This window comes from Bacillus cereus group sp. BceL062 (genome assembly GCF_051780025.1).
Lineage (GTDB): Bacteria > Bacillota > Bacilli > Bacillales > Bacillaceae_G > Bacillus_A > Bacillus_A toyonensis.
The window spans coordinates 138,254-153,607 of record NZ_JBPWGY010000014.1 but is presented as its reverse complement, the minus strand read 5'-3'; the positions used below and the strand labels follow the sequence as shown (position 1 = coordinate 153,607).

Here is a 15,354-nt window from a genome sequence, read left to right as displayed (position 1 = left end):
GCGAAAAGGTAAACTTCATGAAGTTTATTCGTCTTTTAATCCTTTACCCATACCTTTTAGGAAATGAAGACCAAACCCGATAGCACGGTTAATATCTGGATCTTTTAATACTTTCATAAGATCGAATATCCCCACTTTTTTATTACTTTCTAGATGCTCATTACCTTCTTCCAGTCCTACTAATAAACTACCTATAAGTTTTTTCGTAAGTTCTGGGTCAAGTTCTGTTAAAGCACCTGCAGCACCCATCATATTATTAATTAAATTTGTAACAGGTTTACGAGTTACTTGACCGAGAACGATCTTTGCGATTGGTTCTTTCGCTTTCAGCATAGAATTTGCTGCTTCTAGCATGCCAATATCATTTAATTCCCCGACAATATGAAACATTTGATTTAAAGCTTCTTCATTATTAGCTAGAAGCTCCTTTAAATCCTCTAACTTTTGCTGTTTTATTTCTTCCTCAGTTAATTCATGTTTTTGAATCGTTTTAATAGGTGCAGCCATATTTTTTCTCCTCCCTACTTATCCGTTAAATGTACATACCCTGGACGTGCCCACTTACGATCTACCTCAATACCAGCTTGAGGATGACGTTTTTTATTACGCGGGTTCGCTTTTGGCATCGGATTTTCGCCATTAACTTCTAACACTTCCATGCGCACTTTCGTCTGTTTATAAGCAGGTGTATTCGTACGTACGTCAACAGCAGGGCCTGTTAAGAAATTAATTGCCGATTCATTATCTGTAGAGTTCATCGGTACATATAACTCATTCGCTTTTACACGATCCGTTACAAGTGCCCGTAATTTTAGTGCTCCAAAAGGAGAAACAAGGCGCACTAATGAACCTGTTTTCACGCCACGTTCTTTTGCAAGTTCTGGAGAAACTTCAACAAAAACGCCAGGTACTTTCGTTTGAATACCTGTTGATTTATTTGTCATATTTCCTTCATGGAAATGTTCTAACATACGACCGTTGTTAATGTGAAGGTCGAACTCCGCTGGGAATTCAGCTGGACGTACCCAGTCAGCAATCGCAAAACGCGCTTTTTTATCTGGGAAATTAAATCCATCTTGGAAAAGTAGCGGTGTATTCGTTCCATCAAAACTTCCCCAATGGAAACTATTCCATCCTTCAAGTACTTCATAGTTTGCTTGTGAGAATAGCGGTGATAAGCTTGCCATTTCAGCAAAAATTTCACTTGGGTGACTATAATTCCAGTTTGCACCTAATTTATTCGCAATCTCCTGCACGATCCACCAGTCTGGCTTCGCATCACCAAGCGTAGGAATAACTTGATACAATCTTTGCACACGTCTCTCTGTATTTGTGAAAGTACCTTCTTTCTCAAGAGATGGTGCTGCCGGTAATACAACATCTGCGTATTGAGCAGTTTTAGAAAGGAAAACATCTTGTACAACGAAGAAATCAAGGCTTGATAACACTTCATGTACATGATTTGCATTCGAGTCTACAAGAGCCATATCCTCTCCGACAAGATACATAGCTTTCATCTTTCCTTCTTCAATCGCGTGAAGCATTTCAATATTATTAAGACCTGGTTCACTATCAATTTCCACTCCGTAAGCCATTTCAAATTTCGTACGTTCCATATCGTTCGTAACGTGCTGATATCCAGGAAGCCATCCTGGTAAAGTTCCCATATCACAAGCACCTTGTACGTTATTATGACCTCGAAGTGGGTAGGCACCTGCACCTGAACGACGATAATTCCCTGTTGCAAGAAGTAAGTTTGAAATTGCAGCGGAAGTATCAGAACCACCTGTATTTTGCGTTACCCCCATACCCCAAAGGATACATGTACCATCTGCATCACGAATCATTTCAGCCATTTGAATAAGTGTTTCTGTTGAAATACCTGTTACTTCTTCTGCATATTCAAGTGTATATTCTTTTAAGCTCTCTTTGAAATCTTCAAAGAAGTTTACATTTTCATTAATAAACTCCTGATCATGCCAACCTTGATCAATCATATATTTCGCAACAGCCATTAACCATACTTGGTCTGTTCCTTGTTTTGGACTAATAAAGACATCTGATCGCTCTGCCATTTCTGTTTTACGAAGATCCGCTACAATTAACTTTTGTCCGTGTAATTTATGGGCCCGTTTAATACGTGTAGCTAAAACAGGATGACCTTCTGTCGGATTACATCCTACAATAATAACAAGACCAGATTGCGCAATATCTTTAATCGTTCCTGCATCACCGCCCATACCAATTGTACGGAATAAACCATCCGTTGCTGGTGATTGGCAATAACGTGAGCAATTATCAATATTATTCGTTCCAAATACTTGCCGAGCTAATTTTTGAATGACATAATTGTCTTCATTCGTAATTTTAGAGGAAGAGATAAATCCGATAGAACCTTTGCCGTACTCTTCTTTAATAGCGCCTAATTTATTTGCAACTACATTCAGTGCTTCTTCCCATGTAGATTCAACAAACGTTCCATTTTTACGAATTAATGGTTTCGTAATTCGTTCTTTAGAATTTACGAAGTCCCAACCAAATTTCCCTTTTACACAAGTTGAAATTGCGTTAACTGGCGCATCTGAAGATGGTTGTACTTTAAGGATTTTACGCCCTTTCGTCCACACTTCAAATGAACAACCGACACCGCAAAATGTACATACTGTTTTTGTTTTCTTCGTACGAGTCTCACGCATGGCCGCTTCCACTTCTGATACCGCAAAAATACCGCTATATCCAGGCTCAACTTCTTTAATTAAATCTATCATCGGTTCAAGAATATCCGGCTTTAATCCCGTCATAAATCCAGCTTCACCAAGCATTGATTTCTCCATTAAAGCATTACAAGGACAAATCGTTACACATTGCCCACAGCTCACGCATGAAGAATCATTGATATCTACGCCATTATCCCAAATAACACGAGGACGCTCGGCTTCCCAGTCGATAGATATCGTTTCATTTACTTGTAAGTTTTGGCACACCTCTACACATTGACCACATGCGATACATTGATTAGGGTCGTAGCGATAAAACGGATGAGTCATATCAACTTCACTTACATCTACTTTTGGTTCGTAAGGATATTTTTGATGTTCAATCTCCATTAATTCTGCAGTATTATGCAGTTTACAGTTCCCATTATTGTTGTCACATACCGTACAATATAATAAATGGTTTTCTAATAATCGATCCATCGCCTCTGTTTGTGCTTCTTTCGCACGACCAGAACCGAGTTCAATGTTCATACCTTCCGTCGCCACTGTCGAACAAGATCTCATCAACTTTCCATCAACTTCTACAATACAAGTGTCACACGTTTGAATAGGGTCTACTTCTGGTACATAACAAATTTGCGGATGTTCAATCCCGTTGTCATTAATGATGCCTAATATCGTTGAACCGGGCTCCGCTGTATACTTTTTTCCGTCAATTGTAATATGAACCATGTTGTCATTCATGGTCTTTCCCCCTTTTTGAGAATAAAAAAACTCCACCACGAAAATATACGCACCACATTTTGGGCACGTTATCATCATGGTGGAGTAGTGTATTAGCACATCTTGCTAAAATACCAATCCATTTATTCATAAATAAAACGATAGATTCATAACAGGTCATATCACGATTCCATCTTTAACACTATTATTATAACGTTAAAGTTGAAAATATACAATATGTAATTTAAACTACGCATATGTCTGCATGCAACTATCCATAATAACCCATATAAAGTGAAACTTTAATCAGCCTTAACCAATCGGGCTTTTACGGGCAGCCCGTTAATCCGGGATAAAACATAACAAGGAGAAAGTGAACAAATGGGGTCTTTTAACAAATGGATACGCGGTGAAAAATCTTTTTCTGCACAAGAGCAAGCTGATCATACATTACATAAACCTATTTCTTCTTCTCTTCCACTTAATTTAAAACACTTGTCCAAGTTATTTAGTGGTATTCCAGAATTAATTACACGTACTTTTCCGTTAAAAAACGGCCAAGAGGCTGCTCTTATATATATGGAAGGACTTGTAGATAAAACTGTTATTAATGTAGATATTCTTCGTCCTCTTTTATTTAAAGAGTGGAATGAGGACGATTTTTGGGAATCTTCCGTTTCTATCGGAAATATAAAAAAGGTTCAGAAGTGGACAGACATTGAACAATCCCTTTTACATGGTAAAAGTATTTTATTTATAGATGGGCAACTATCAGCTTTAGAACTAGATACGCAAGCGGCACCAAAAAGAAGCATTGAAGAACCTACAACAGAGACATCAATAAAAAGCTCACATGAAGGATTTAATGAAGTAGCGAGCGACAGTCTCGCTCTTATTCGCCGATATATCCCAAATCGCGAATTAAAGGTGAAGGAATTCACCGTTGGCGAGCGAGCAAGTTCTAAAGTTTTTTTACTTTACCTAGCAGACATCGCAAACGAAGATGTCATACAAGAAATGACATGCCGCATTGAATCAATAAAAGTGGATGCTATTCTTACTACCGGTGAATTAGAAGATTTTGTTGAAGATAATTCATACACGCTCTTTCCACAATTATCAATAACCGAACGTCCTGATACGACGGCCCATCACATTTTGAATGGGCGAATCGCTGTTGTTGTAGATCGCTCACCCGGCGTATTAATTGGACCTATGACCTTTTCAGCTTTTTTTCAAACAATAGATGATTACAGCTTCAGGCCAATGATTCCATCTTTTATACGTCTCCTTCGTTTCACAGGATTATTTATTGCAATTTTTGCTCCTGCTCTTTATATTGCTATGATTTCCTTTCATTATGAAGTGATTCCGCTTAAATTATTGTTAACAATCGGCGAGTCTCGTGCTAAAATTCCTTTTCCACCTATATTAGAAGCACTTTTGATGGAATTAGTACTTGAAATGCTCCGTGAAGCTGCGGTTCGGCTTCCGGGTCCCGTTGGACAAACGATCGGCGTCGTAGGAGGAATTGTAATTGGACAGGCTGCAGTGCAAGCAGGAATTGTAAGTAACGTTATGGTTATCGTCGTATCCATTACTGCAGTCGCTTCTTTCATCATCCCTAACATGGAAATGTCTGCAGGGATTCGGCTACTTCGATTCCCAATGATGCTAATTGCTTCTTTATTTGGTGTCATTGGCATTATGGTTGGGATGGCAGTTATCATCATCCATATTCTTTCTATGGAATCACTTGGTGTACCATATGGTAGTCCTTTTTCTCCGTCATTTGCTTCGGATTTAAAAGACATTCTTATACGTTTACCATGGAAAGTAATGAAAAAACGACCGCTCTCTCTTAACTTAAAACAAGAAAACCGACAACGAGACGTGAAAGAAAGGAAGGAAAATAAGTGACAAATCGTGCAAAGAGGGAGATCACTTTATTTCAATACATTCTAACAATTAGTGGTGTTCAAGTTGGCTTCGGCGTCCTCACACTTCCTCGTGAAGTTGCACAAGGAGCGAATACCGATGGCTGGATGTCAATTATTATTGGATGGGCTATAACGACTTGTGTAAGTCTTTGCATTATACAAATTATGGCGAAACATCCTGGTTATTCTTTACTTGATGTATTAACACGTTATTTAGGGAACTGGCTGGGAAAAATCGCAATGCTTCTTTGGATTTTATATGCTGTACTTGCCGCTGTTTCTTTAATATTCTCCCTCTTATATGTCATTCATATTTGGATTTTACCTAGATCTCCAATGTTTTTAATTATGATTTTGCTTTCTATTCCAATGGTTATGCTAGCATGTAAAGGTGTTCTCATTATAAGTCGCTACGCTGTTTTTACTGTTCTATTTACTTTGTGGATGCCATTGCTATTATTTATCCCTCTTAAAGATAGTCATTGGATTTACCTTCTTCCTCTTCTTAAGGAAGGTTGGATGCCAGTTTTACACACTGTAAAATCAACTATTATTGCGTTTCTCGGATTTGAGTTTGCATTTGTCCTTTATCCTTACCTTAGTAACAAATCATCTGCAAAGAAAGGAATTGTTCTTGCAAATCTAATTACACTATTTGTTTATCTTCAAGTCACTTTCGTCTCTTTTGTTTATTTTAGCCCAGATGGTATTACAAAGTTTTTATGGCCCACTCTTTCTCTTGTTACACCATTTCACTTTTCATTTCTTGAGCGCTTTGAAATTATCTTTTTGTCATTTTATCTCTTTATTATTTTTGATTCTTGCATTCCTTATATTTTCACTGCTTCAGATGGAATCAATCAATTACTTAACAAAAAAAGCAATTCATTACCTGTTTGGTTTTTATTATTCGGGTGTGTTTTCGTTTTATTCTTTTATACTCCTTCCTCTTATCAAATAAGTGCCTTACGGGAATTTTGGGGAACTACAAGTTATTTTATCGTTTTTCTATTCCCAGTCGTATTTCTCTTATACATGACACTTTATCAGTATTGGAAAAGGAGACAAATTTAAATGAGACGCTTTATTCATTTCACTATACTTTGCTTTCTCATAATCTTTTTAACAGGCTGTGGCGATCGGCTCGACTTAGAAAAACAATCGATTTCATTAATTTACGGGTTTGACGCAAAAGCAAAAGGTAAATTAATTGTGTACCATGTAAACCCTATTTTTAATGAAGATGTAGAGAAAAAATACGAAACCCATGTAGCGAAAGTACATACCCCTCGAGAAGCAAAAGCAACGTTTAATAGTTCAAGCAACGGTCTAGTTTCTACAGAAAAGTTACAGCTCATTTTATTTAGCAATAATTTTTTAAAACAAGAAGGTGCTATGCCTTACCTTGATGTTTGGTATCGCGACCCTAAAAACACTGGAAATATGCGTTTGGTTGCAGTAAATGGTCCCATTTCCTCTGTTATATATAATAACTTTAAAGATAAGCCTGCTCTTCCTGAGTACTTAACTGATTTAATTAATACGAACAAACTGTACAATCGGACCGTTTTTACGACATTTCATGAATTTCACAGGCAAACGTTTAATAAAGGTATAACACCTGCTATTTCAGAAATAAAAAAAGGTAAAAAAGATGTTATCGTTACCGGTTCTGCACTACTAACTTCTCGTGGAATTTATAAAATGTCATTAAATCGTTATGAAAGCGCACTTCTTCTTCTATTACAAAAGAAGGCTAATACACCAGTTTCTCTTACAATGAAGATCCTTTCTACTCGAGTTGAAAGTAATAGTAATTTAAAAGATACAGAAGGCAACGATTTCGTAACTATAAATGTTCTTAGCATGAATCGTAACATTCGTTCAGGTTATAGCGATAACCATTTCAAATTTAATATTAAAATGAATTTAAAAATTGCTATATCTGAGATTACATTCAATATGGATTTAGATAAAGATAAAAAGAAATTAACTTCACTTATCGCAAAACAACTAAACAAAGATTTAAACGAATTAATTCACAAAATTCAAAAACAGCAACTGGATCCATTCGGATTTGGTGATTATGCGAGGGCTTTTCAATATAAAGAATGGAAGAAGGTTGAAGACGATTGGCCTAATTCCTTTTCCAAAGCTAGCGCAAAAGTAACACCGACTATCAAAATTTTAGAAAGTGGGATTATTAAATAAAAAATACACGCTATCTGTTCTTATAAGTATAAAGAACAGATAGCGTGTTTTCATTTACATGACAAGTATTATTTCAACAGACTATACTCTATTTCCGTTTCTAACATTACTATGTTTTTTTGCGTATATAAAATATATAAAAACACCGATTATAATCCATGCCACAAAACTAATTAAAGTAAGCTTAGAAAGGTTCAAAGCTAAATATATACAACTTACTATTGAAACGATAGGTAAAAAAGGTACTAGGGGCGCACGGAATGGTCTTTTCATATTAGGATGTGTCTTCCTTAGTACAATGACAGCTATAGATACAAAAACAAATGCTGTTATCGTTCCCATATTCACTAAATTAGCCAATAAGTTCAAATCCACTAATCCCGCTAATAAAGCTGCTAGTATGCCTGTAACCCATGTATTAAAAAATGGCGTTTGTAAACGTTTATGAACACTGGAAAGTCTTTTTGGTAATAACCCATCTCGACTCATCGAGTAAGATACACGAACAAATGCAAACATAGCTACTAACAGAACTGTCGTTAGCCCCGCTATTGCCCCCACCGATAACAAGCCAGCAATTCTATCTTCTCCTACAGTGCGCAACGCATATGCAACTGGATCAGCAACATTCAACTCCGTAAACGGAACCATTCCAGTCAACACGAATGAAACTCCTACATATAGAACGGTACAAATGAATAAAGAAACAAGTAGCCCAATCGGTACGTTACGCTGTGGACGCTTCACTTCCTCTGCAGCTGTTGCAACTGCATCAAATCCTAAAAAAGCAAAGAATACAGTGGCTGCTCCTCCTACCACACCGTGAAAACCAAACGGTAGAAATGGTTGCCAATTTTCTGGTTTTACATATTGTGTCCCTACAATAATAAATCCTACAATAACAGCCAGTTTAATAATAACCATTATATTATTAATTCGGGCACTTTCTTTTGCACCACGACTTAATAAAAATGTTACAACTAAAATAATTAGAACTGCTGGTAAATCAATAATTCCACCCTTCCCCATGCCAGGTGCTGATGCAAAGATTGTAGGGATGTGAATATTAAACCCTAGTAGCAATGACTGAAAATAAGCTGACCATCCTGCTGCCACCGCAGAAGTTGCTAATAAGTACTCCAACATCACACACCAACCAACTATAAATGCAAAAATCTCACCTAATGTCATATATGTATACGAATATACACTTCCTGAAACTGGAACTGCAGATGCAAATTCAGCATAACAGAAAGCTACACATGCACATACAATGGCCGCTAATATAAATGATAATACAATCGCTGGACCAGCATGTTTCGCCGCTACGATACCAGTTAATACAAAAATCCCTGTACCAATAATCGCTCCAATTCCTAAAAGAGTTAAATCAATCGCTCCTAAAGTTTGATTCAATACTTTTTTCTTTTCTTCATCCATTGTTTTCTTTATTAAAAGACTCATTCATTGAAACCTCTTTTTCAAGTTTATCTCTTACTAATTACAATCTTTATTACTGTTCTGTTTAGAAAATAAAATTATACACAATTTACTCCTTTTCTCTTATAGACTTAGCAATCTTAAAAACAGAAAAATCAATCTTTTTAACTCATAGTAAATTTTAAAAATAATTATTGCGAAAATACATCTCTAAGAATGCTGATTGAATTTATCATACAATTAATTATATTGTCAACAATATAATTAATTAAACAAAGACGGTTAATTATGTATCAAATGTTATTTTTAAACATAATTATTTTCTCGAAAACATTGTTTTTTTCTGTTTTTATGTTCACATTCATTTTCCCTCACTGATTTTTATACAATTTTCATTACATAGAATTCAAATAAAATCACCATACCTTTAATCAAAATACTATCTTTAAATAATAATTCATTTGAAGTTATGTAACCTTTTTAAGCGAATAAAAAAGTGCAGATTTTCATCTGCACTTTTTTTATTCTTTCACTTCAGCTTCTGCACTACTATTTTCAAGATTCTCTTTCTGAGCTTCTTCTATCTCAGCTGAAATCATTCCATAATAAAGTTCTGGATACAATCCAAATATTTGATATACACTTCCTAAAAACGGCATCAGAATCCCTCTTTTCTAAAGTTGTATTGCCACTTTTAAGGATTCCCTTTTCATTCATTATACATTCGTTTTTGGCGTTTCTTCTTCATCTTGAACACTTAATAAATTTTGCCACTTTTTATAAGGAGCGCTATTCGGATCCACATACCCTTTTGCATACGAACGATCCCACAATTGTTTAATAAACATTTCTTTCTCTTTCTTCGCAACCATATCGGCACCTGTACCGTAATAGTTTTGAAAGTATAGTTCGATTTCATCAAGGAATAATCTTAATAATTCATCTGACGTTTCTTCTAACGTCGGATCATACTTCGCTTCACGGTCATACATTAAAATCATATCTAAAAGATTGTGAACATGTTCTTTTCTAAGCCATCTTACATCTTGAGCTCCTAATACGAACGGATGTGTATATAAATGTCCACCTTGAATCATTGCCTTTTCTTGCTCTTCTTCAAATCTGGACAAGATGTTTTCATAAATAAACGGATTATGAAGTAATGCTCTGTGTAATTTATAACTTTCACTTGAAATATTTTTCCCCATCGACTGAATTAAGAAGCTACGTCCAACGCCGTTATATTGATACACAAACTGCCCATCAACAGCAACTAAACTAATCCAGCGATACATATACGCATATAGAAGGGCACGATTACATTTATCGTAGTCTAACTTCGTTTGAGTCGCATTCAAGTCGGGCATAAAGGCTGGTAAGTGCCAATACTTATCTAAATGCGGCGTTAAACTAGATTTTTTACTATTTAATTTGTTCACACGGCGATAATATGATTGGAAGTAGTCACCTTTATCATTCATAAAACCGTTCGCAATGTGTCCTGATGATAATTTAGGAAAATCTTGCAATGATAAACCGTAATGTGCCCGGTAACAGATCACTTCAAATGGTGAAAAAGCTTCATGTACTGTATCTTTTTCTTTAAACATTTCTTGAATTAATTCTTCTTGCAGTTCTTTCTTTAAAGTTGGATGTATACCCCAATATTGTAATTCCCTATGGTGAGAAACTTTCGGCACGAATGGACTAGCTAAATGGAACAGATCTTCAATTTTTTCACGAACGTATTCATCACGATCACGCTTCTTATAATCCGCTTCTTTTCGCAATGCCTCTATAATATTAAGTTCTAATTTATCACGATAACGTACTTGTAATTCATCATAACAATAGCTCAATATATGTTCACGGTAAAAATCTTCTACCTTTTTCGATTGAATCTCTTCCGTTTTCGCATCCCGACAATATTCCCCATACAAACTCATATAAATTTCTGCTGATATATCTTTCGGCAATACACCTAAATTTAAATGTTGCTGCATATCTTGCCATATTTTTTCTTGCAACTTCTCTTCCGCTAATACGTATACATTCGTTGGGTTTGTTTTCCCTTCAAACTCCTTACTTCTTTTTTGAATTTCAAACAATAAATTTTCACGTGTTTCATGTAAATTATCAAAAAACCTTTCCCAATATTGAATCATTTTATTAACTGCTTGATATAACGATTGATAAACGAGTTCTAACAGCATTTCTTTTCTGTACTCATTTAATTTGTGTACATATTGCGTTACGATATCTTCAAATTCTTTTTTAAATAAACGTTGTTGATTATTCACCATTTTTCCAAACCAACCTTGTTGCTGAGCGATTTCAACGCGGCGTACAGCAGTTACCGTTCCATCTATATTACCTACATTAAATTTTTTATCATAATTTTGAATTACATTACGCTTCTGTTCATTATTTTCATGTAGTCGATTCATTTTTTCTACTAACTGCTTTCGAATTTCATATAACATAAAACGCGCTGCTACTGGATGAACAGGGTCTGTTTTCTTTAAAAACCATGTATTTAATTGATAGGACTGTCCTTCAGACCCACTTGGTGAAAAACGGTCTGATTCAATCATGTCATATAAAAGTGTCGTTACATGTTCATGTACACGGCTCGGAATCGCATACGCATATAAACGAACCGCATGATCTACTCTCGCTACTTCTCCTTTCATTTGTTCCATCATTTTTAGTTTCGCAGCTGAAATTTTACACTCGTGCTGCAAACGATTTAATTCCTCATCTTTTTGCACTGTGCGCTGTACATAGCTTTCTACAGCTTCTAAAAACAGTTTAGATTTCGCAACTCCGAGCTTACCGCCCTCTGCTCCTTCACGCGTTTCATTGTACATTTGTCTATAGAAAATATGGGCTTGTTCTGGACGGGTAGCAAGATGTTCTAAATCCTCTAAATAACTTTTGCCACGCTCTGGCTTTTCACGCTGCATACCACGTTTTACATCTTGGTCGTACCTTTGCTTCTTTTCTTGAAAGAGTTGATCCAAATGAAGCCACGATTCGTCTAAACCTTGCACAGCCCATTTTAAAGCACAATATTTTAACACATGTTCATATGGATAAATGAGCTTTGCTGTTCCTGCCCCGCAATATCGTCCTTTCCCGCTTGATTCTGCCAATTGCTGAATTTGATTATCTTCCTGTGCAAAATGACTTGTGGACATCGGACTAAATAACTGTAAATAAATCGTATTTGCCATCTGCTCCATATAATCCGATAAATTGTGTAAATGGTGTCCATGTAAGTTTTCGTAATCGTATAAGAAACAATAATTGTATGGTAAATGATGTTGTTTAATCGTATGATTCGTTCTTCCATCCTCATCTACTTGATCCGGACGGTATTCTAATTCAATCGTTACACCACCGCGTTTTGATAATTCTCCAGTTGAACCGAGCGTAATGGCATGCAATTCTTTTAAAGACGCATAACCATTTGCTTGCACCGTTTCAAATTCTTTCGCACTAACCGTTCTCGTCTTCACTAACACATCAGGCATTAAAAATGCACCGCGTATTAAAATGTTATGATGCTGCAGTTTTTTCCGAAGCATTTCACGTAAATATAATGCAATTTGCAGAAACATCCCCGAACCTGTTCCGCCTGCTAGTGATGTTACAATAATAACTCGCACACCATATTCCGTTTGATCACTTGTAACCGGAAAAATCTTCTCAATTTCTTGCCAAAAGGACGTCAATTTATCTTCTTTCATCGCAGCACGTAACGCTAAACGTGAAATGACGCGTAACTGTCCTGCTCCTTCTGTTAATGGTTTATCAAGTATAGTTGGATCCATTGGAAACCACTCTGGAATCGTTGGATCTCCTGCAATATACTCTCTAGGCGTTTTACTTGAACTCGTTTGTGTCTTAAACTTTCGAATATGATCAAATTTACTCAATGTATTCACATCTGTATCAAATACGTGCATCGCTACCTTTTTTCGGCGCTCTTCAGGCAGTTTTTCATATATTTGATGCGTCACAGTACTACCGATTCCACCTAATCCAATTAATATCGTTGGAACTTGTAATGTCATGTGAACCACCTTCCTATTCTTGCTTGTTTAAAAAGAAAGGGAAAGAAAGCTAAGACTCCCCTCTTATCCCTACCTACTATTCACATTCATATTTGTAAATCTCCTTACCATATCCTCTATCAATTAATAAAAGTTCATTTGGATATAGTGTCTTATGCTCCATTCCTACTTCTTCCTCTGTTATAAACATCCCATCAATAATCATTCCTACTACTTGTGACTCTTTCGCTACAAAGACAGATTTCGAACCTTTCTTCGCTATAAACGTAACGGATTGCACAGTTTTTCTTTCTGCTCGAAATGGGATACCAAAATAATGTTTCCACCATTTATTTCGAAGTAATTCTGGTTCAGATTGATATAACCAATCTTTCGCTACTTCTTGATCCCATTCGTAATACAATAGCGCTTTCCGGTGAAATCTTGGACGAACAATCCATCCTAAAACGATTATGCCTACTACTAGCAGCAATAAAGTGATAGGAATGACAAACTTAAAAATAAGCGCATACTTTTCATAAAACGGCGCACTTTGAATATGGAGTGATATTTGCTTCTTTACTTCTTGTAATTTCGCATCTTGTATAACGATGGTAGCTTCTACGGTGCCAGTATCTGTGAAATTGAATGTGTCGGAGTAATAAGGACGAGGATAAACGTAAATTTGATTACCACGTTGTTTTATTTCATAGTTGATTGATTGTTTAGATGTGACACCAGTAGATTTTAATAGTTTCTTTACAGCCCCTTCTGTCATCAGCTTACCATCTAACTTTGGTTGTAAAATAAACGGTTTACTATTCTCTAAATTCGTTACTTTTTCTTCATAATCTTTCGTAACAGTTTGAAGTGATAATTTTGGCTTTTCTGTTGTTTCAATTTTGAATTCTTTCGTCTGTCTGTAAAATCCCTTTATATTCATATGAACTTTTCCACGTACTAACCCTTTACCAATCTTCGTTTCGTAATAAAACACATGCCTCTTATCGTTCCACTTCATCGGATATTGTTTTCCGTCTATTTCTAATTCTGCTTGAAAGTAAGAAGACTGAATTGGTAACTCAGTAGGCTTTGCTTCAATAACAGCAGTAACACCTTCGTACATTTCTTCAACATTTTTTTGACTATTATCATCTTTGTCATAAGTAGAAACCGTATAGTTAAGCGCTGGTTCAACAAGTACTTGCAATCCTTCTTTCTCAATATCCCGATCCACTTCTATCGTATATGTTCCTGGTTTAATGACTTCCTGATTTTCCGTGCTTATATGAACTATATTTCCGAATAATTTCGCTTCTCCGGGTGCATGTATGGAAAAAGAAGACTGTAACTGTAATGGTTTCGAAATTTGTGTGACCTGATAATTAGACAGCGAAGGCGATTGTCGTACAAGCGTCATACGCTTTAATGGGAACGGCGTTGTAATCTCTACTTTCTTTCCTACTACTTTCGTTTTTACAATCGATTCAACAGAGGAGAATGGATCACGATTCGCAACTAATGCTGCCACTTGATTTACACTTTTTACAATGCCGTCCTCTCCGCTTGACGGCATCGTAACTCCGTTTATCTCTTTCTTCCATATTTCTTTAAACGTATTTAATTGTTCTTTTTCTTGCTGCCCTAAATCCTCTTCCATCGTAATTAAGATAGGATGTAAAGATATCTTTTTTACATCCATTTCTTTCTTAAAGTCTGTTAGTTGCTTTGTAATTTGTTCTTTTCCGCCAACTTTATCTTTTTCTAGATCATTAAATGCCCCGTCAGTTAATACAATAAGCCAAAATTCACGTTTTCCATCTATATCTGCTTCCTTTTTTATAGATTGCATCGCCGTCTCTACTGCGCTAAAAGGAGTATTTAAATACGTTTTCCACGCTCCAATTCCTTCAATTTCTGTTTGCCTTTTATCCTTCGTTAACGAAATGTTTAACGGATTATTCGGCTTGCTCATTGGAACATAAGAAAATGTATCTTTTTCATCTAATAGCGCAACTAAACTTTGCAAAGCGTAATTGGCATATTTCCAGCGATCGTTATTTCTCATGCTGCCCGAATCATCATATACAAGTGAAACGACCCTTTCCTTTGCCTCCTCTCCTTTTGCAAAAGTCCAATAAGGATGTAACCATATAAATAGAAACAACATGAATGTGGCACAAATTCGAATTTTCATGATGAGGCTTCGCCACCTTTGTAGACAAATTCCTATGTTTAAATTTATGAGAGGAAACAAGATATATG

Annotated in this window: 9 protein-coding genes; 3 read left to right on the top strand and 6 right to left on the bottom strand. The window is 36.0% G+C overall.

Annotated features, from left to right (window positions below):
• Positions 1-24 precede the first annotated feature (24 nt).
• Together ACS2MN_RS26325 and fdhF are read right to left on the bottom strand one after the other, a co-directional pair.
• A complete protein-coding gene (locus ACS2MN_RS26325) occupies positions 25-507 on the bottom strand; it encodes a DUF1641 domain-containing protein (RefSeq protein WP_000729911.1) in 483 nt (160 codons plus the stop codon).
• Positions 508-521: 14 nt separating this feature from the next.
• Positions 522-3,461, bottom strand: coding sequence for a formate dehydrogenase subunit alpha (gene fdhF / locus ACS2MN_RS26320; protein ID WP_346994879.1), 2,940 nt, complete (start codon positions 3,459-3,461; stop codon positions 522-524).
• Between the two features lie 360 nt (positions 3,462-3,821).
• On the opposite strand from fdhF, the gene ACS2MN_RS26315 reads away from it, so the two are divergent.
• The 3 genes from ACS2MN_RS26315 to ACS2MN_RS26305 are packed head-to-tail and all read left to right on the top strand — an operon-like array spanning position 3,822 to position 7,591.
• Entirely contained in the window at positions 3,822-5,360 is a 1,539-nt protein-coding gene (locus tag ACS2MN_RS26315; protein ID WP_087950589.1) for a spore germination protein, read from the top strand.
• Positions 5,357-6,454 (top strand): endospore germination permease, encoded by a 1,098-nt coding sequence (locus ACS2MN_RS26310; RefSeq protein ID WP_087950590.1) that lies wholly within the window; start codon positions 5,357-5,359, stop codon positions 6,452-6,454. The genes ACS2MN_RS26315 and ACS2MN_RS26310 overlap by 4 nt, the downstream gene beginning before the upstream one ends.
• Positions 6,455-7,591 carry a Ger(x)C family spore germination protein gene (locus tag ACS2MN_RS26305; protein ID WP_001252190.1) on the top strand — a complete coding sequence of 379 codons (1,137 nt, stop codon included), beginning with the start codon at positions 6,455-6,457 and terminating at the stop codon, positions 7,589-7,591.
• Positions 7,592-7,672: 81 nt separating this feature from the next.
• Here ACS2MN_RS26305 and ACS2MN_RS26300 read toward each other — a convergent pair whose 3' ends face one another.
• The 4 genes from ACS2MN_RS26300 to ACS2MN_RS26285 form a co-directional block, all read right to left on the bottom strand.
• Entirely contained in the window at positions 7,673-9,055 is a 1,383-nt protein-coding gene (locus ACS2MN_RS26300) for an APC family permease (RefSeq protein ID WP_000054728.1), read from the bottom strand.
• A gap of 497 nt (positions 9,056-9,552) precedes the next feature.
• Entirely contained in the window at positions 9,553-9,690 is a 138-nt protein-coding gene (locus tag ACS2MN_RS26295) for a hypothetical protein (RefSeq protein WP_001116186.1), read from the bottom strand.
• Positions 9,691-9,747: 57 nt separating this feature from the next.
• Positions 9,748-13,110 (bottom strand): tubulin-like doman-containing protein, encoded by a 3,363-nt coding sequence (locus ACS2MN_RS26290; protein ID WP_000175115.1) that lies wholly within the window; start codon positions 13,108-13,110, stop codon positions 9,748-9,750.
• 76 nt (positions 13,111-13,186) lie between these two features.
• Positions 13,187-15,286, bottom strand: coding sequence for a vWA domain-containing protein (locus ACS2MN_RS26285; RefSeq protein WP_346994878.1), 2,100 nt, complete (start codon positions 15,284-15,286; stop codon positions 13,187-13,189).
• Between the last annotated feature and the right edge of the window lie 68 nt (positions 15,287-15,354).